The following is a 17,252-nucleotide window of genomic DNA, read 5'->3' as shown; positions in this document are numbered from 1 at the left end:
ATTATATGAGGTTGAAGCAATGATAAGGTTGTGATCAAACATTGATCAAGTCATTTATAAGCTTTGATCAAAAGCCCTGTTTATCCACAGAGCAATAAAGTATTAAATATAATAACTGGATAATAATAGAAAATTAATAGCTTATTCACTAAACTATTCACAGATAGGTGTTATCAACAAGACTTTTGTTGATAACTAATGAATAAGGTTGTTATAAAAGATCGCTATTTTCTTTTAACCATAAAGTAGCACGATCTTCTGGATCGATATCTTCACTCATATCTATGGTGTAAATTGTAGTTATTTCTCTGCAACCCTTTGTTATTAGTAATTTATTTAATTCAAAACCTGCTTTGCAAAAGGTATCATAGTTAGAATCACCAATTGCTATGATCATAAAGCTTATTGAGGATAGATCTTGTTCACAATTTTTAAGATCTTCAACGAATGCTTGAATATTGTCAGGAAAGTCACCGGCGCCATGAGTGGAGGTGCAAATTAACCAAGTGGTATTTTTTTTACTTTTATTGGCAAAAGACTCTTCAAGGATCAATGAAAAATCTGGTTTTAGGTGTATTGATGTTTGGTATTTTAAGTTATTAAGGTGTTCTTCACATGCTTCAGCAACATATTCTGTTCCGCCAAGCATGCTACCGACAATAATTTGATATGAGTTCATATTTAGGTTTTATAACGAATAAGTGTACCGCTATTGTATACGTAAATAGTAATTGTGTACGAGTTAGCTAAGCTATTGTTGTGTTATATTTTATAATGGAGGTATTGGTACGTTATAAATGAAGATAACTTTTAGCTTCTATAGTTATCTTCAATAATATTTAACTCATTATTTTTAATGATATATATGGAACAATATTAAATATTGTTATTAATACTTTGTAGTTTCCTAAGTATTGAACATAAATATCCATTAATTGGTTTTTATCTATACCAGTCATCTTGCTATGGACATTAGTGACAAATTCCTTGAATGAAAATATAAATAAGCTTGATAAGCTTAGAATAGAAATATTTATTACCGAGCACCAACCTAAGAAAACAATCATGTCATTCATCATAGTATTATCCTTTTTTGTTTAATTGTTGATGCCTATACTATGACATTTTTTACAATACATAACTGTAACAATAGGTAAATATAAGCTTTTTATTTATAACCTTTAGCATCAATTAAAGGCATTTTACTACGTACAAAAATACCGTTACCTCGGCCAATTTCTCTATTTTCGCAATCATAAACAATAGCTTCAGCAATGAATTGAGAGTTGTTTTTATTGACAACTTTACCAATAGCTTTCATTTGGCCAGAGGAGACTGGCCGGGTTATATAGGTAGTAAATGAAGTTGTTAATACAAAGACATCGGTGACTAAAGTATTTGCAGCAAAAAATGCAGCATCATCTAGCATTTTGAAGTACACAGAGCCATGAACACCACCAGCTGAATGATGGTGTCCATCATTTAACGTTATACTTATTTCAGCAGCACCTTCCGTTAAAACCATTTTAGGCTGATAAAATTCATTAATTGGCGCAGCAGCATACATGCTAATTAACGAGTCGTAATGCTTATTTTTCATAGGTTTTCCTTTATTATTCAGCTTTCCATTTTTGCGCTTGTTCAATTGCTTTTTGTAACATAGACCAATTCAATAAGCTTTGTTGGTACTTGCCCGCTTTACCACTTAAAAATATGCTGTACTTTTGCAGCCTATAAGCGAGTATTGCGTAAAATGCATCAACAGCACCTGCAGAGTTAAACATAAAGGGTAATTGAGCTTGTGAAAAAATTTTTTCTAATCTTATTATTTCACTATGTATTTTGTTATGAGCATTATTTGAAATAGGCCCAACGGGATCTAAAGTAAATGGGCATTCAGATCTCAAATTTATAAAGCCTGAATGTAGCTCTGTGATTAAACTTCTTGATAGAGCTCTTTCATGTTCTACATTTGGATAAAGAGTACCGTTAGCTCGCTCATTGAATAGTTCTATTATTGCCAAAGAGTCATGTATGTAGGCATTTTCTATTTTTAAAATTGGCACTAACCCTGATGAAGAGTAATTAAGTATTTCAGTTTTGTAATTAGCTTTAGTGAGATCGATAACCTCGAGGGTGAAATTTATTTTGGTTAGTTGAGCACATATCCAAGCTCGAAGTGACCATGTTGAATCAGTACCTACAATTAATTTCAAAGATAATTCTCCGATTTACTTTTTACTTAGTGTGGCTATAGAGTCGAAGTCATGTAAATCAACTTCTACCTCTCTAAGCTTAAAGAAGTTAACAAACTTTTTGGGATAAAGAAAATATCCATTATAACGACATATTTTTGTACGTAATAAATAATAAGTCATCAAGGTTATATAACTTAAGTAAATAAGTAGTAGTGATCCTATAATAGTGATGGCCAGTAATTTAAGTGCGCTATAGAAAAATAATAGACCACAAAATAAGGCTAAGTATTTATGGCGTTTATATTCTGGATATTCATAAAATTGAAAGTAATCTAATCTATTTAAATACCAACGACCCGTTTTAGTACCAGACTCATTTAAGTATTTATTTTCTCTAAAGTTATTGTTTGGCATAAAGTCCTCACGCTTGAGGCCGTTGTATTTTACTGCTGAGCTATAGCACAAGCTTTACATATACATGCTTTATTTTTAGCTTCATCAGGGACTTTTTTTAATAAGGTGGTGGGAAATGATATGTTTTGATCTTTACACCAGCAGTTACTGGTGGAACCACTGGACGATATGTTCCCACATTGATTGCTCTTATTGCATAATGGGCACAGCTCAGGATTGATGTACTCTACGTCTTTATTCAATATCACTTCCTATCAATTTATATTGTTAGCTATCCGGTAACGCTTCAAACTCTTTTCTTTTATTATCATACCATTCTGCCATTGAATTTGGTTTTTGCATGAGTTGTTGCATTCTATTCATAGCATCGAAGTGGTTAGTATCTTGTTTTTGAAACATCTTCATGCCGTGTTGTTTACTTAATTCGGCTATTTCTTCAAAAGTATCTGCTTGAAATTGTTTATTACAAGCACCACCAAGTTGATTGCAAGTCATGGTTTTCATCCCTTTCCCCAATTAGTTGATCATCTTGATATTATGTTAGTTCAAAGTAGCTATTTTTAAAATAGGGTTTTGATAAGTTTGATAGGAAGAGGATTTAGATAAAGTAAAAATGCTATTAATTTATTTACTAATAGCATTTAAAGGGAGAGGTTATTTTCCTATACAAAAAGAGCTAAATATTTTGCTTAATAAATCATCGCTGGTAAATTCACCGGTAATTTGATCTAACTCTTGCTGACAAATGCGTAATTCTTCCGCCAATATTTCACCGGCAACATAGGATTCAAGTTGCTCCAAACCAATAACCAAGTGTTGATGAGTATTGGTTAAAGCAGTTAAATGACGCCTTCTAGCCATAAAACCTCCTTCAGTACTACCTTGGTAGCCCATAATAGCTTTTAAGTGCTCTTTCAAAGCTCCTACACCTTCACCTGTTTTTGCGGATAAAGTAATAACAGAATGTTGTTTTTGTTCATTATCGGTAAATTCTGTTAAACCAAGCGCGCTGTTATCTATAGATGGGTTAAGATCCGCTTTGTTTCTTACTAGCGTTAGGCCGATATCTTTTGGTAATTGTTCAAAAAACTCAGGGTAGTAATTTTTAATATCTTGCTCATATTCTAAAACACTATGATGCTCAGTAGCATCTACCATAAGTAATACTCTGTCAGCCTGCTTTATTTCTTGCCAAGCTCGCTCTATACCTATTTGCTCAACTTTATCATCACTATCACGAAGACCTGCAGTATCAATAATATGTAATGGCATACCGTCAATATGTATTTGTTCAGTCATTACATCGCGGGTTGTACCTGCAATATCTGTAACAATAGCGGCTTCTTTACCACTTAAAGCATTTAATAAACTTGATTTTCCTGCATTTGGCCGACCAGCAATAACTACCCGCATACCTTCACGTATTATGCTGCCTTGTTGTGCTTGTTTTCTAACATCTTCTACTTGATTGATGATGGCTTTTAGATCTGTGACTATTTTTTTGTCAGCAAGAAAGTCAATTTCTTCCTCTGGAAAGTCTATTGCCGCTTCAACGTACATACGCAAATGAATGATACTCTCTACCATTTCATGTACTAATTTTGAAAAATCACCTTGTAGTGAGTGCAGGGCAGAGCGGGCTGCCTGCTCAGAGCTAGAATTGATTAAATCGGCTATAGCTTCAGCTTGGGTAAGATCAAGTTTATCATTAAGAAAAGCTTGTTCGCTGAATTCGCCAGGTTTAGCCATAACAACTTTAGGCAATGCCAAGATAGCTTTAAGTAACATATCTAAAATTACCGGACCGCCATGACCTTGAAATTCAATGACATCTTCGCCAGTAAATGAGTTTGGTGCTTGGAAAAAAAGTGCGATACCTTGATCTAGTACTTGTGCATTGGCATCCATAAAAGGTAAGTATTCTGCTTTTCTAATTTCAGGCACTTTACCTAGAATAGCTTGTGCGACAGATTTAGCGTTAGGGCCAGATACACGAATAATACCAACACCTCCACGACCTGGAGCTGTTGCTTGCGCGGCAATCGTTGTTTTTTCTGAGAATGATGTCATGTGGTAATTTTGATCGTTAATAAGCTCATAGTAGTATTTTACTTTATATAAGCTGGCTATCCAATAATAGCGATATGTATAAAAAAGCAAAGGCGACTCATATTAAATGGTCGCCTTTGTTATGTATTAGTTAAAGCTTAGTGTTTACTCGGCTTTAGCTTGTTTTTTCTTTTCTATGCCGTTGAATATAATTTTCATTTGTACAATTGAAATTAAATTACTGACAAACCAATATAAAACTAGACCTGATGGGAACCATGCCATAAATACCGAAAAGACTACAGGCATGTATTGCATGATTTTTTGCTGCATTGGATCTTGTATTGTCATTGGCTGCATTTTTTGCATTACATACATACTTGCACCCATTAATACAGGTAACACATAGTAAGGGTCCATTGCTGATAGATCTTGTATCCAAAATACAAATGGTGCATGACGTAATTCAACACTTTCTAAAAATACCCAATATAGTGCTAAGAAAATAGGCATTTGCAGTAATAATGGTAAACAACCGCCAGCAGGATTTACTTTTTCCTTGCGGTACATCTCCATAGTTGCTTGCGACATTTTCTGTCTGTCATCGCCAAATCGTTCTTTTAGCTGTGCCATTTTAGGTGCTAATTCACGCATTTTTGCCATCGAGGTGTATTGCGCTTTGGTTAATGGGTACATGGCACCTTTTACTACTAGAGTGATAATGATGATTGCAACACCCCAGTTAGTAACAAAGCTTTGAATAGTAAGTAGCAACCAAAATAATGGTTGGCTTATCATCCATAAGAAACCGTAATCTATTGTTAAATCTAGGTTAGGGGCTATTTTTTCTAGTACTTCTTGATCTTTTGGACCGACATAGAAAATTGCTGAGGTATTTCCTTGTTGTCCAGCATCAATTATTACTGGTGGAGCTTTAAAGCCAACAACCGCTTCAAGGTTATTACTATAGCTTGTATATAATTGATTATTATCTTTAGCATTAGGTACCCAAGCTGATACAAAATAATGCTCTAGCATTGCTACCCAACCACCTGGTGTGGTTATATTTAAGTTAGCATCTGCAATATCGTCAAAATCATATTTTTCATATCGGTCTTTATCAGTTGAGAACGCTGCACCACGGTATGTTGGTAACATACCTGAAGAGGTATCTTGCAAAGTAGACTGCTTAAGTTGACCATACATTTGTACAGAAATACTGTTGCCTGTATTGTTATCAATTACATAATCAACATCAATTTTGTAGCTACCTTTATTAAATAAGTAGCGTTTAGTGACTGTTAAACCGCTCTCATCTTTAAAAGTTAAATTAACGGTAAGGCTCTCACCGTTTAATTGATAATTACTTTGCTCGCTACTATAAATAGGGCGACCTTTAATGATTCTATCTATGCCATTGGCACCGGTTAAACCTGATTGAGCAACATATTTTTGATTGCCATTTTGCATTATGGTAAATGGTATGTCGTTTCCTTGTTCAGTCTCAAACTTCAACAGTTTAGCTTCAACAATATCACCACCTTGTGTATTAATTTTAATACTTAAGGTATCTGTAACAACCGAAATTAATTTAGCACCTACAGCTATTGATTTAGCAGCTTGAGTTGGTGAATCACTTGATTCGGGTACAAAATCTGCGTTAGCGGCTTCTTCAATATTTGTATTTTGTGTTACAGGAGCTTGTTCAACTACTGGTGCGTTGTCTAATTGCCACTGACTAAAAAGTAAGTAAGTAACAACCATGAGCGCAATAAATAGTAGACTGCGTTGAGATTCCATAAGATTTATTTCTCTTGTATTTATGTAAGCACGGGATATTAATCCGTACATTTAATTTAATTGCAAGGCATTCTAGTATACGTTTACGTGTTAACCAACAACCTTTTAACCTATGTAGACTAAAATATAATAGAACTGTATTTATACTACTTCTGCTTATCCTTATTTAAAGGAGGAACAGGATCATGACCACCTTCATTTAATGGGTGACATTTTGCTATACGTTTACTCGCTAACCAGCTACCTTTAACAACGCCAAATCGATCTATAGCTTCAATAGCATAACAAGAGCAAGTTGGGGTAAATCGGCAATTTGAACCTAATAATGGACTTATAAAACGTTGATAACCTTTAATAAAGCCTATTGTTAGTTTTTGTGGCGCTGAATTATTTTTCGCCATATTTTCGTCAATTCTTGATTAATTGCTTTATTGTCTAGTTCATCAATGCCCGACTTTACCATAACTACCATATCGATAGCAGGTAAATCATGCTGATTTAAACGGAAGCTTTCTCTTACAATTCGCTTAATACGATTTCGTTGTACGGCAAGTTTTACACGTTTTTTAGCAATAGCTAAGCCAAGACGATTATTTTTACATGAATCATCAGATAAACTTGTAGGAGTTATTAATATAGTAAAGTGGCGAGAGCCAAATCGGATAGGTTTTTTAAATACAGATTGAAAGTGACCGGGAGTCAACAGACGTGACTCCCGATTAAATTCATAAGTAACCTGGTTGGTTACCATCTTAATTCTTTAAGGTAAAAGAGTTAAGATTAAGCGCTAAGGCTTGCACGGCCTTTAGCACGGCGACGAGCTATAACAGCACGGCCATTCTTAGTTGCCATACGAGCACGGAATCCGTGGTTACGCTTACGCTTTAATACGCTAGGTTGAAATGTTCTTTTCATTACGCTAATCCGTCGGTTGTTGTTGCCCTGGCAAAACAGCCGTTATGAGCACACAGGTCTAAAAAATGAGGCCGAATTCTAAAGCTTACTAAGAGCTTTGTCAATATTTTATCTGCGCTTATTTACTATAGGATCCTTGTTGATCGTCAAGATCAAGTTAAAGATCTGAAATGTAGATTATTAATATCCACAGTTTTTAACTTATTTTTAATTGCTTGTTTATAAATGTCTCATTTACGAGCTGTTTTTTTTAATAATTAATTAAACTAACAATCATTTTTTAGCATTAATTTAATCTAAATATCTTATGAATATTACTTGTTTACATAGTGTTATCTTATTTTATGTAAAAATATTTGATAATAGTTAAAAGTCAATATTGCACTTGTGGATAAGTATAGAGATAATAGCGACACATAATAAAAATATCCGCTTGCTTATTCTTTTTTAAAGTTTGCCTTAACTATTGTTAAGCTATTTATAGTCTCTTTCTTTTTTATATTTTGTAATTATAAAGTCAGATAGTAATCGCAGGTCGATAAATTCATTTTCCTTGGAGTTTTGGTTGGAACATTCACTTTGGCAGCGATGCCTCTCTGCATTGCAAGAAGAATTGCCAGCACAGCAATTTAGTATGTGGATCCGCCCATTACAGTGTGTTGTTAGTAATAATATAATGACTCTGTATGCTCCTAATCGCTTTGTTTTAGATTGGGTACGTGATAAGTATGTTAATAGAATTAATGAACTTATTACTTTAAATGATGATGCTGAATCATATTTATTAAAGTTTGATGTTGGTAGTAAGCCACTTAATCCAACTATATCTTCGCAATCGCCTACTCCCGTTAAATCTAATAATGCTAGCAGCAGTAAATCTTCTTTTGTTGAAGCGGAAAGTAACCTCCCTAAAAAAGCGAATGTTAGAGTCAAATATACTTTTGATAACTTTGTTGAAGGTAAATCTAATCAGTTAGCAAGAGCTGCAGCTTCGCAAGTTGCTGATAATCCTGGCGCAGCCTATAACCCTCTATTTATTTATGGTGGTACAGGTTTAGGTAAAACCCATTTATTACATGCTGTAGGTAATGGAATTTTACAAAATAACCCTAATGCTAAAATTGCTTATATGCATTCTGAGCGTTTCGTTCAAGACATGGTTAAAGCATTGCAAAATAATGAAATGGAAAAATTTAAACATTATTACCGTAGTGTTGATGCTTTATTAATTGATGATATTCAATTCTTTGCTGGTAAAGACAGAACTCAAGAAGAGTTTTTCCACACTTTCAATGCGTTGCTTGAAGGTAACCAACAAATTATACTTACCAGTGATCGTTATCCAAAAGAAGTTGCAGTCGAAGATAGATTAAAATCACGCTTCGGTTGGGGTTTAACTATTGCAATAGAACCTCCTGAACTTGAAACTCGTGTCGCAATATTGAAACGCAAAGCTCAAGAGAGTCATATTAATCTAGCTGACGAAGTGGCGTTTTTCATTGCCAAACGTTTACGTTCAAATGTTCGTGAATTAGAAGGGGCGTTAAATAGAGTTATCGCCAATGCTAACTTCACTGGACGAGCTATTACTATTGATTTTGTACGTGAAGCTTTAAGAGATTTATTGGCTCTACAGGATAAACTCGTTACCATTGATAATATTCAACGTACAGTAGCTGAGTATTACAAGATAAAAGTGGCAGATTTACTTTCTAAACGGAGAAATAGATCTGTAGCTAGACCTAGACAATTAGCAATGGCATTATCTAAAGAGTTAACCAATCATAGTTTGCCAGAAATCGGTGATGCTTTTGGTGGTAGAGATCATACAACGGTATTACATGCTTGTCGTAAAGTTAAGTCTTTACGTGAAGAACTACATGATATTAAAGAAGATTATTCTAACTTAATCAGAACTCTTTCTTCGTAATAATAAAATTGAGAAGCATTGGATGCTCTCTACATAATAATATAAGTGCTTAATCAGGATATAAAATGAATTTTTCACTAAATAGAGAATTATTGCTTAAACCTTTATTGTTAGTTTCAGGTGCTGTAGAACGTAAAAGTACTTTACCTATTTTAGGTAATATTCTTTTTGATGTAAGTGAGCAGTCACTTACTTTAACGGCTACGGATTTAGAGTTAGAAATGGTTGCCTATGCTGATATAGATAACCAAGGTGACGATGGTAAAATAACCATCCCAGCACGTAAATTACTTGATATATGTAAAAGTCTACCTGAAAATTCCATTATTACTTTCAGTACAGATGGAGATAGTGTCAAACTCAGCTCCGGTAGAAGTCGCTATTCTTTATCTACTTTGCCAGCAAATGACTTTCCTAATATTGAAGAGTGGAAAGGAGATGTAGAGTTTAGACTTCTCAAATCTGAATTACTTAGATTGATTGAAAGCACACATTTTTCAATGGCAAACCAAGATGTACGATATTACCTTAATGGTATGTCTATCGAAAGTGAAGGTAATGAAATACGATCTGTTGCCACTGACGGTCATCGATTAGCAATTTGTAAAATATCTAATGAGTCTTTAGCTTTACCAGCTAGGCAAGTTATTGTTCCTCGAAAGGGGATTTTGGAAATCATTCGTTTATTAGATCCTGTAGACGAAGAAGTGCAAGTTTACCTTGGCTCAAACCATATTCGTATTATTGATACTGAGTTTTCATTTACCAGTAAATTAGTTGATGGTCGCTTTCCTGATTACAGACGTGTGTTACCACGTAATGGTGATAAAATCTTTGTTACAGACAAAGAGCAATTACGTCAGGTATTGTCTCGTGCATCCATATTGTCTAATGAAAAATTTAAAGGAGTCAGGTTAAACTTTTTAAATTCACTTTTAAAAATTACTGCCAATAACCCTGAACAAGAACAAGCAGAAGAAGAGTTAGAAATAGAGTTCCCTTATGAGGAGCTTGAGATAGGCTTTAATGTTAGTTATGTACTTGATGTATTAAATGCTATTAAAGATGAACAAGTTAAATTTACCTTAGCAGATGCTAACTCAAGTGTTGTAATTGAAGGTGCGCAAACTGGCGAAGCTCTTTATGTTGTTATGCCTATGCGCCTCTAAAATTTATTTTAGGCGCTCAGGATTTTAAATTAGATGACCGTTGCTAGACTGACAACACAGCACTTTAGAAACTTAGTATCTACCTCAGTCGATTTACACCCAATGATTAATTTCTTCATTGGTGATAACGGTAGTGGTAAAAGTAGTTTGCTTGAAGCTATTTTCTTTTTGGGGCATGGTAAGTCGTTTAGAACCTCAAAAATTGATAGCTTAGCCTGTTATGATCAAAGTCAATTTGTTGTAAGCGTTAAAAACGAGCAGGGTAATCAACTAGGTCTTAGCCGGGACTTATCGTCTGGGCTTACTAGTATTAAAATTGATGGTATTCGTCATACTCGTTTATCTGAACTAGTAAAAAAAATTGCTATTCAGATCGTAACACCAGAAAGCTTTAAACTTTTTTTTGGTGGACCTAAAGAGCGTAGACGTTTTACAGATTTAGGCATGTTTCACGTGGAACATGATTTTCCAGTTCATTGGAAGAACTTTAGTAGGGTACTTAAGCAAAGAAATGCTTGTATAAGAAATAACGCAGATCAAAACACCTTATCGTATTGGTCTGAACAATTTTGTCAGTTATCTATCATAGTTTCTGATGCTAGGAATTCTTATATTGAAGCGTTAATTAATGAATTAAAAGTATGGCTTAAGGTACTTCTACCTTTAATTAGTGATAGAGTAAGTGTTCAGTATTTAAGAGGCTGGCCACAAAAAAAAGATTTACAGCAAGTTTTAAGTGACAATTACGATCGTGAAGTAAGTTATGGTTACAGCTTATATGGCGCACATAAATTTGATGTCAAATTTTTATTAGATAAACAACCTTTAGAGGTACAATTATCTAGAGGACAACAAAAGTTGTTTTTATTGGCATTAACTTTTGCTCAAGCAAAACTGATAGCAAGAGTTAAACGAGTAAAACCAATTTTATTAATTGATGATATTGGTGCAGAATTAGATATTAATTCCCGCATATCTTTATCTTCAGCAATAGAATCTTTGAATTGCCAAGTTATGATCACGGCAATAGAGAAGAGTGTGTTGCATCCTTTAGCAGAGCACTATAGTTCTGAAAATTATAAGGTGTTTCACGTGAAACATGGTGAAGTATTACCAACAAAGCTATACCCAGATACTTCTGATACTTAATCAAAAGTAATGAAATAAGAGTGAATAGGCTAAAACTATGACAATAGAAAACGAATATGGCTCGTCCAGTATTAAAGTACTAAAAGGACTAGATGCAGTACGAAAACGACCAGGCATGTATATCGGTGACACAGATGATGGCACAGGTTTACATCATATGGTTTTTGAAGTTTTAGATAACTCTATTGATGAAGCTCTAGCAGGGCACTGTAGTGATATGGTTGTTACTATACACTTAGATGGCTCGGTATCAGTTAAAGATGATGGTCGTGGTATCCCAACAGAAATTCACCCTGAAGAAGGTGTTTCTGCTGCAGAGGTAATCATGACAGTCTTGCATGCCGGTGGTAAGTTTGGCGGTGAAGATTCTGGATATAAAGTATCAGGTGGTCTTCATGGCGTAGGTATATCTGTGGTAAATGCATTAAGCTCTAAGCTTAAATTAACTATACGTCGTGATGGAAAATTACATGAACAATTCTATAACATGGGTGAACCAGAAGCTCCGTTAAAAGTTGTTGGTGAGAGTGATAATACGGGTACTGAAGTACGTTTTTGGCCAAGTTCAGAAACTTTTTCAGATACACTGTTTCATTACGATATCTTAGTAAAGCGTATTCGCGAGCTTTCTTTCTTGAACTCTGGTGTTTCAATTCGCTTAATTGATGAGCGTGATGAAGGCAGAGAAGAGCACTTTTGTTATGAAGGTGGTATTCAAGCGTTTGTAGATTATTTAAATACCAACAAAACCGCTGTGAATGAAAACATATTCTATTTTGATTTAGATAGGGAAGATGGCATTGTTGTAGAAGTAGCAATGCAATGGAATGATGGCTTCCAAGAGAATATATTTTGTTTTACCAATAATATTCCACAACGTGACGGCGGAACTCACTTAAGTGGTTTTAGAACAGCACTGACACGTACGCTAAACTCTTATATGGTTAAAGAAGGCCTAAATAAGAGTAAAAAAGGTAGTAGCGAAACAAGTGCTACAGGTGATGATGCTCGAGAAGGTTTAACTGCTGTTATCTCTGTTAAAGTACCGGATCCAAAATTCTCATCACAAACTAAAGATAAGTTAGTCTCTTCAGAAGTCAAAACAGCTGTAGAACAAGCTATGGGTGAGAAGCTTGGTGAATACTTACTAGAGAACCCAACAATCGCTCGTACTATTATTATGAAGATAGTTGATGCTGCAAGAGCTCGAGAAGCGGCTCGAAAAGCACGAGAAATGACTCGCCGTAAAGGGGTGTTAGATATCGCCGGTTTACCAGGTAAACTTGCAGATTGCCAAGAAAAAGATCCTGCTCTTTCTGAACTATATATTGTGGAAGGGGACTCTGCTGGCGGATCTGCCAAGCAGGGAAGAAACCGTAAAAACCAAGCCATTTTACCGCTTAAGGGTAAAATCTTAAACGTAGAAAAAGCACGCTTTGATAAAATGATATCATCGCAAGAAGTTGGCACGTTAATAACTGCCCTTGGTTGTGGTATTGGTCGAGATGAGTATGACCCTGAAAAACTTCGTTACCATAGTATCATCATAATGACCGATGCCGATGTCGATGGCTCTCATATTCGAACCTTGTTATTAACGTTTTTCTATCGTCAAATGCCAGAGATAATGGAAAGAGGTCATATATTTATTGCACAGCCTCCTTTGTATAAAGTGAAAAAAGGTAAGCAAGAGCGTTATATAAAAGATGATGAAGGCTTAACTGAGTACCTTACTACGCTTGCACTAGATAATGCCTCTATTCATGTTAATGAAGATGCGCCGGCAATATCAGGAGTGGCGCTTGAGCAATTAGTTATTCAATTTAGAACCACGATGGAAACAATCCAGCGAATAGCTAGACAAATTCCAGCAGATATTTTAGAGAAAATGGTCTATAGCAATACTATTGCTAAAGAAGACTTTACTGATAAAGATAAAGTTGATGCTTGGGCTCATAATCTAATTACTCAACTAGATAACCAAGATGGTAATGGCTCTATCTATACTGTCTCTGTAGAGTATGACAATGAGCGTAATATTTATCATCCACGCTTTAATGTTCGTCAACATGGTATTGATAAACAATATGACTGTAGCTACGAGTTTATTCAATCAAGAGAATTTGAATCAATCTTGTCTTTAAACGACGCGATAAATGATTTAATGGAAGAGGGAGCTTACGTTAAACGTGGAGAAAAAGTTAAGTCAGTGACAAGTTTCGAAGAGGCTTTAAACTGGTTAATGGCTGAATCAAAACGTGGTCAGTACATACAGCGCTATAAAGGGTTAGGTGAGATGAACCCTGAGCAACTTTGGGAAACCACAATGGACCCAGAAACACGACGTATGTTAAAAGTGACTATTGAAGATGCTATTGCTGCGGATCAGTTATTCACTACCTTAATGGGTGACCATGTAGAGCCGCGCCGTAACTTTATTGAAGAGAATGCCTTGAAGGTATCTAACTTAGATTTCTAATTAAGCATTTGCTTTGAATATATTTGTATGCTCGGTCATCGTTACCGGGCATTTTTACTTTAAAAACAGTGTGTTATATGCACGCTAAATACTACAAACTAAAAGTGAATTGTAAACCCATGACTAGTTTCAATTGTAAAACCTTTCAGGGCCTAATCTTGCAGTTACAAGATTATTGGTCACGCCAGGGATGTGTAATCGTACAACCTTTAGATTTAGAGGTAGGTGCGGGTACTTTCCATCCTATGACATTCCTACGCTCTATTGGTCCTGAGCCAATAAGCAGTGCTTATGTTCAGCCGTGTAGACGACCAACTGATGGCCGTTACGGTGAAAATCCAAATAGATTACAGCATTACTATCAATTTCAAGTAATGCTAAAGCCTTCCCCTAAAAATATTCAAGAGTTATACCTCAACTCTTTGAAAGAATTAGGTATAGACCCTTTAGTACATGATATCCGTTTTGTTGAGGATAACTGGGAGTCACCAACACTTGGTGCTTGGGGACTAGGTTGGGAAATCTGGTTAAATGGCATGGAAATTACACAGTTTACGTATTTTCAGCAAGTTGGCGGTCTAGAGTGTACACCTGTTACGGGTGAAATTACTTATGGATTAGAGCGTTTGGCAATGTATATTCAAAATGTCGATAGTATTTATGATCTTGTTTGGGCTGATGGCCCGATAGGGACTGTATATTACGGCGATGTATTTCATCAAAATGAAGTTGAGCAATCAACGTATAACTTTGAGCATGCAGATGTTGATGCTTTGTTTCAGCAGTTTGATCAGTATGAAAAAGATAGCCAAAAATTAATAGAAGCAAATTTACCATTACCAGCCTATGAGCAAGTAATGAAAGCATCACATGCCTTTAATTTACTTGATGCGAGACATGCTATATCGGTAACTGAGCGTCAACGATATATTTTACGTGTTCGTACCTTATCCAAGGCGTGTGCAGAAGCATATTATGCCAAACGTGAAGAGCTAGGCTTCCCTCTGTGTAAAGATCAAGAAAACAATGCGCCATCAACTAAGGGAGAAAAATAATGAGCACAGAAACTCTCTTAATTGAACTTGGTACTGAAGAGTTACCTCCTAAATCATTAAAAACATTAGCGATAGCATTTTATGATGGCATTAAAAGCCAGCTAGACAGCCAGGATTTGGGTTATAGCGATATAAAATGGTTCGCAACACCTCGTAGACTTGCAGTACAAGTTATTGCATTAGTCGATAAACAAGCAGATAAAGTCGTTGAGAAACGAGGCCCTGCGGTTAATGTTGCTTTTGATGAGCAAGGACAACCGAGTAAAGCCGCAATAGGTTGGGCCAGATCAAACGGCATTACTGTAGAAGAAGCTGAGCGCTTAACTACACCAAAAGGTGAGTGGTTATTACATAAAGCGACAGTTACTGGCAAAACTATTTTTGAATTAGTACCAGATATGGTGACGACGGCATTAAATAAATTACCAATTGCTAAACCTATGCGTTGGGGTGCAGAACGAACTCAGTTTATTCGTCCAGTACACACCTTGACGATGTTATTTGGTGATCAGGTTATTGCCGGTTCAGCTTTAGGTGTAAGTTCGAGTAATCAAGTGCAAGGTCATCGATTCCATCATGAAGGCTTAGTGACGCTTAATCATGCCAACGACTACCAAGCAGCGTTAGAAAAAGCGTTCGTAAAAGTAGACTATCAAGCTCGCCAGAATGAAATAGTTGCGCAAATTGAAGCAGTATCAAAAGATATAGCAGCAGTAGCCTTAATTGATGAAGAGTTACTTGAAGAAGTAACGTCATTGGTGGAATGGCCGGTAACGCTAGTAGGAACATTTGATGAAGAATTTTTGAATGTTCCCGCTGAGCCGCTAATTTACTCAATGAAAGATCACCAAAAGTACTTCCCAGTAACTAATGAAGCGGGAGACTTGATAAACAAATTTATTTTCGTATCAAATATTGAATCTAAAGATCCAAGTCAAGTGATTTTTGGTAATGAAAAAGTTATTAGACCAAGATTAGCCGATGCAGAGTTCTTCTTTAAAACAGATAAAAAGCAGACGTTAGAGTCAAGGTTAGCTTCATTAGAATCTGTATTGTTTCAAAAACAATTAGGTACACTAAAAGCAAAATCTGAGCGCATAGCAGCATTGAGTAAAGTGATTGCTGAAAACTTGGGTGAAAATACCGAGCAAGCGTATCGAGCCGGTTTATTAAGTAAAACAGATTTATTGTCAGATATGGTACAAGAGTTTCCACAAGTTCAAGGAACAATGGGAAAATACTATGCTATCAATGACAAAGAAGAAACAGCAATAGCGCAAGCGTTAGAAGATCAATATAAGCCTCGTTACGCAGGTGATCATCTTCCTGAAGCAAATATTGGTTGTGCTGTGGCAATAAGCGATAAAATCGATACCTTAGTAGGTATCTTTGGCATTAATCAGCCACCTAAGGGCGATAAAGACCCATTTGCTTTAAGAAGAGCGGCTATTGGTGTCATACGTATCATTATCGAAAAACAACTCGATTTAGACCTTGCTTGCTTGATTAGCGAAAGCATAAAATTATTTGGCGACAAATTATCAAATGATAAAACGGCTGAAAATGTTTTAGATTTTATTATGGGACGTTTTCGTGCCTTTTATCTGGAGCAAGGAATAGCTGTAGACGTTATACAAGCAGTATTAGCTAAAAAACCAAGTGCGCCATTGGATTTTGATAAGCGTGTTAAAGCAGTAAGTTACTTTGGTGGCTTACCTGAAGCGACCACATTAGCTGCAGCTAATAAACGTGTTGGTAATATATTGGCGAAGTTTGATGGTGAACTATATGATGCTTTTAAAGCTGATTTAGCCACAGAACAAGCTGAACGAGATCTAGCGAGTGTTTATGAAAGCATTAGTTTGAAAGTTGCCCCTTTATTAGTTGATAAAAATTATCAAGCGGCACTAACTGAACTAGCAGCGCTTAAAACACCAATAGATACATTCTTTGATGGTGTTATGGTGATGAGTGATGATGAAGCCGTTAAAATAAATCGTTTAACTTTATTAAACGAAATTCGTAATAGCTTTTTTGCCATAGCAGATATTTCAGTATTACAATAATTCGAACGATATTAGTTTGACAAAAGGG

General features: G+C 35.5%; 18 protein-coding genes. 6 read left to right on the top strand and 12 right to left on the bottom strand.

Annotated features, from left to right (window positions below; genetic code table 11):
* Positions 1-211: 211 nt before the first annotated feature.
* From AC27IF_RS19370 to rpmH, 12 genes are all read right to left on the bottom strand, one after another.
* Positions 212-679 carry a flavodoxin domain-containing protein gene (locus tag AC27IF_RS19370; protein ID WP_487055999.1) on the bottom strand — a complete coding sequence of 156 codons (468 nt, stop codon included), beginning with the start codon at positions 677-679 and terminating at the stop codon, positions 212-214.
* Between the two features lie 160 nt (positions 680-839).
* Positions 840-1,067 (bottom strand): DUF6868 family protein, encoded by a 228-nt coding sequence (locus AC27IF_RS19365; RefSeq protein WP_487056001.1) that lies wholly within the window; start codon positions 1,065-1,067, stop codon positions 840-842.
* A 101-nt stretch (positions 1,068-1,168) separates the two neighbouring features.
* Positions 1,169-1,600, bottom strand: a complete 432-nt coding sequence (locus AC27IF_RS19360; RefSeq protein ID WP_487055998.1) for a PaaI family thioesterase — start codon at positions 1,598-1,600, stop codon at positions 1,169-1,171.
* A 13-nt stretch (positions 1,601-1,613) separates the two neighbouring features.
* Entirely contained in the window at positions 1,614-2,216 is a 603-nt protein-coding gene (locus AC27IF_RS19355; protein ID WP_487055997.1) for a glutathione S-transferase N-terminal domain-containing protein, read from the bottom strand.
* 15 nt (positions 2,217-2,231) lie between these two features.
* Positions 2,232-2,612, bottom strand: coding sequence for a hypothetical protein (locus AC27IF_RS19350; RefSeq protein WP_487055996.1), 381 nt, complete (start codon positions 2,610-2,612; stop codon positions 2,232-2,234).
* Positions 2,613-2,641: 29 nt separating this feature from the next.
* Positions 2,642-2,860 (bottom strand): cysteine-rich CWC family protein, encoded by a 219-nt coding sequence (locus AC27IF_RS19345; RefSeq protein WP_487055995.1) that lies wholly within the window; start codon positions 2,858-2,860, stop codon positions 2,642-2,644.
* Between the two features lie 19 nt (positions 2,861-2,879).
* On the bottom strand, positions 2,880-3,107 hold the full coding sequence (locus AC27IF_RS19340; RefSeq protein ID WP_487055994.1) for a hypothetical protein: 228 nt from the start codon (positions 3,105-3,107) through the stop codon (positions 2,880-2,882).
* A gap of 159 nt (positions 3,108-3,266) precedes the next feature.
* Positions 3,267-4,682 (bottom strand): tRNA uridine-5-carboxymethylaminomethyl(34) synthesis GTPase MnmE, encoded by a 1,416-nt coding sequence (mnmE, locus tag AC27IF_RS19335; protein ID WP_487055993.1) that lies wholly within the window; start codon positions 4,680-4,682, stop codon positions 3,267-3,269.
* 144 nt (positions 4,683-4,826) lie between these two features.
* Positions 4,827-6,461, bottom strand: a complete 1,635-nt coding sequence (gene yidC, locus AC27IF_RS19330) for a membrane protein insertase YidC (protein ID WP_487055992.1) — start codon at positions 6,459-6,461, stop codon at positions 4,827-4,829.
* 146 nt (positions 6,462-6,607) lie between these two features.
* Positions 6,608-6,862 carry a membrane protein insertion efficiency factor YidD gene (yidD, locus tag AC27IF_RS19325; protein WP_487055991.1) on the bottom strand — a complete coding sequence of 85 codons (255 nt, stop codon included), beginning with the start codon at positions 6,860-6,862 and terminating at the stop codon, positions 6,608-6,610.
* Positions 6,829-7,212, bottom strand: coding sequence for a ribonuclease P protein component (rnpA, locus tag AC27IF_RS19320; RefSeq protein ID WP_487055990.1), 384 nt, complete (start codon positions 7,210-7,212; stop codon positions 6,829-6,831). Before rnpA ends, yidD begins: the two co-directional genes overlap by 34 nt.
* A gap of 29 nt (positions 7,213-7,241) precedes the next feature.
* Positions 7,242-7,376, bottom strand: coding sequence for a 50S ribosomal protein L34 (gene rpmH / locus AC27IF_RS19315; protein ID WP_033080930.1), 135 nt, complete (start codon positions 7,374-7,376; stop codon positions 7,242-7,244).
* Positions 7,377-7,941: 565 nt separating this feature from the next.
* On the opposite strand from rpmH, the gene dnaA reads away from it, so the two are divergent.
* The 6 genes from dnaA (at position 7,942) to glyS (ending at position 17,224) form a co-directional block, all read left to right on the top strand.
* Entirely contained in the window at positions 7,942-9,306 is a 1,365-nt protein-coding gene (dnaA, locus tag AC27IF_RS19310; protein WP_487055989.1) for a chromosomal replication initiator protein DnaA, read from the top strand.
* Positions 9,307-9,371: 65 nt separating this feature from the next.
* A complete protein-coding gene (dnaN, locus tag AC27IF_RS19305; protein ID WP_487055988.1) occupies positions 9,372-10,475 on the top strand; it encodes a DNA polymerase III subunit beta in 1,104 nt (367 codons plus the stop codon).
* A gap of 33 nt (positions 10,476-10,508) precedes the next feature.
* Positions 10,509-11,624 carry a DNA replication/repair protein RecF gene (recF, locus tag AC27IF_RS19300; protein ID WP_487055987.1) on the top strand — a complete coding sequence of 372 codons (1,116 nt, stop codon included), beginning with the start codon at positions 10,509-10,511 and terminating at the stop codon, positions 11,622-11,624.
* Between the two features lie 37 nt (positions 11,625-11,661).
* Positions 11,662-14,103, top strand: coding sequence for a DNA topoisomerase (ATP-hydrolyzing) subunit B (gene gyrB / locus AC27IF_RS19295; RefSeq protein WP_487055986.1), 2,442 nt, complete (start codon positions 11,662-11,664; stop codon positions 14,101-14,103).
* A gap of 119 nt (positions 14,104-14,222) precedes the next feature.
* Complete coding sequence (gene glyQ, locus AC27IF_RS19290) at positions 14,223-15,158, top strand: glycine--tRNA ligase subunit alpha (RefSeq protein ID WP_487055985.1); 936 nt, start codon at positions 14,223-14,225, stop codon at positions 15,156-15,158.
* Entirely contained in the window at positions 15,158-17,224 is a 2,067-nt protein-coding gene (glyS, locus tag AC27IF_RS19285; protein ID WP_487055984.1) for a glycine--tRNA ligase subunit beta, read from the top strand. The genes glyQ and glyS overlap by 1 nt, the downstream gene beginning before the upstream one ends.
* Positions 17,225-17,252: the final 28 nt, after the last annotated feature.

It is taken from the genome of Colwellia sp. KS18-150 (assembly GCF_057551365.1).
Note: the sequence above shows the minus strand (reverse complement) of the source record. Positions and strands in the feature narration are given on the sequence as shown.

What these genes read in the sequence shown, in the direction of transcription:
- AC27IF_RS19370 (WP_487055999.1), bottom strand. Translation starts at nt 679, where the DNA reads ATGAACTCATATCAAATTATTGTCGGTAGCATGCTTGGCGGAACAGAA.
- AC27IF_RS19365 (WP_487056001.1), bottom strand. Translation starts at nt 1,067, where the DNA reads ATGATTGTTTTCTTAGGTTGGTGCTCGGTAATAAATATTTCTATTCTA.
- AC27IF_RS19360 (WP_487055998.1), bottom strand. Translation starts at nt 1,600, where the DNA reads ATGAAAAATAAGCATTACGACTCGTTAATTAGCATGTATGCTGCTGCG.
- AC27IF_RS19350 (WP_487055996.1), bottom strand. Translation starts at nt 2,612, where the DNA reads ATGCCAAACAATAACTTTAGAGAAAATAAATACTTAAATGAGTCTGGT.
- AC27IF_RS19340 (WP_487055994.1), bottom strand. Translation starts at nt 3,107, where the DNA reads ATGACTTGCAATCAACTTGGTGGTGCTTGTAATAAACAATTTCAAGCA.
- mnmE (WP_487055993.1), bottom strand. Translation starts at nt 4,682, where the DNA reads ATGACATCATTCTCAGAAAAAACAACGATTGCCGCGCAAGCAACAGCT.
- yidC (WP_487055992.1), bottom strand. Translation starts at nt 6,461, where the DNA reads ATGGAATCTCAACGCAGTCTACTATTTATTGCGCTCATGGTTGTTACT.
- yidD (WP_487055991.1), bottom strand. Translation starts at nt 6,862, where the DNA reads ATGGCGAAAAATAATTCAGCGCCACAAAAACTAACAATAGGCTTTATT.
- rnpA (WP_487055990.1), bottom strand. Translation starts at nt 7,212, where the DNA reads ATGGTAACCAACCAGGTTACTTATGAATTTAATCGGGAGTCACGTCTG.
- rpmH (WP_033080930.1), bottom strand. Translation starts at nt 7,376, where the DNA reads ATGAAAAGAACATTTCAACCTAGCGTATTAAAGCGTAAGCGTAACCAC.
- dnaN (WP_487055988.1), top strand. Translation starts at nt 9,372, where the DNA reads ATGAATTTTTCACTAAATAGAGAATTATTGCTTAAACCTTTATTGTTA.
- recF (WP_487055987.1), top strand. Translation starts at nt 10,509, where the DNA reads ATGACCGTTGCTAGACTGACAACACAGCACTTTAGAAACTTAGTATCT.
- gyrB (WP_487055986.1), top strand. Translation starts at nt 11,662, where the DNA reads ATGACAATAGAAAACGAATATGGCTCGTCCAGTATTAAAGTACTAAAA.
- glyQ (WP_487055985.1), top strand. Translation starts at nt 14,223, where the DNA reads ATGACTAGTTTCAATTGTAAAACCTTTCAGGGCCTAATCTTGCAGTTA.
- glyS (WP_487055984.1), top strand. Translation starts at nt 15,158, where the DNA reads ATGAGCACAGAAACTCTCTTAATTGAACTTGGTACTGAAGAGTTACCT.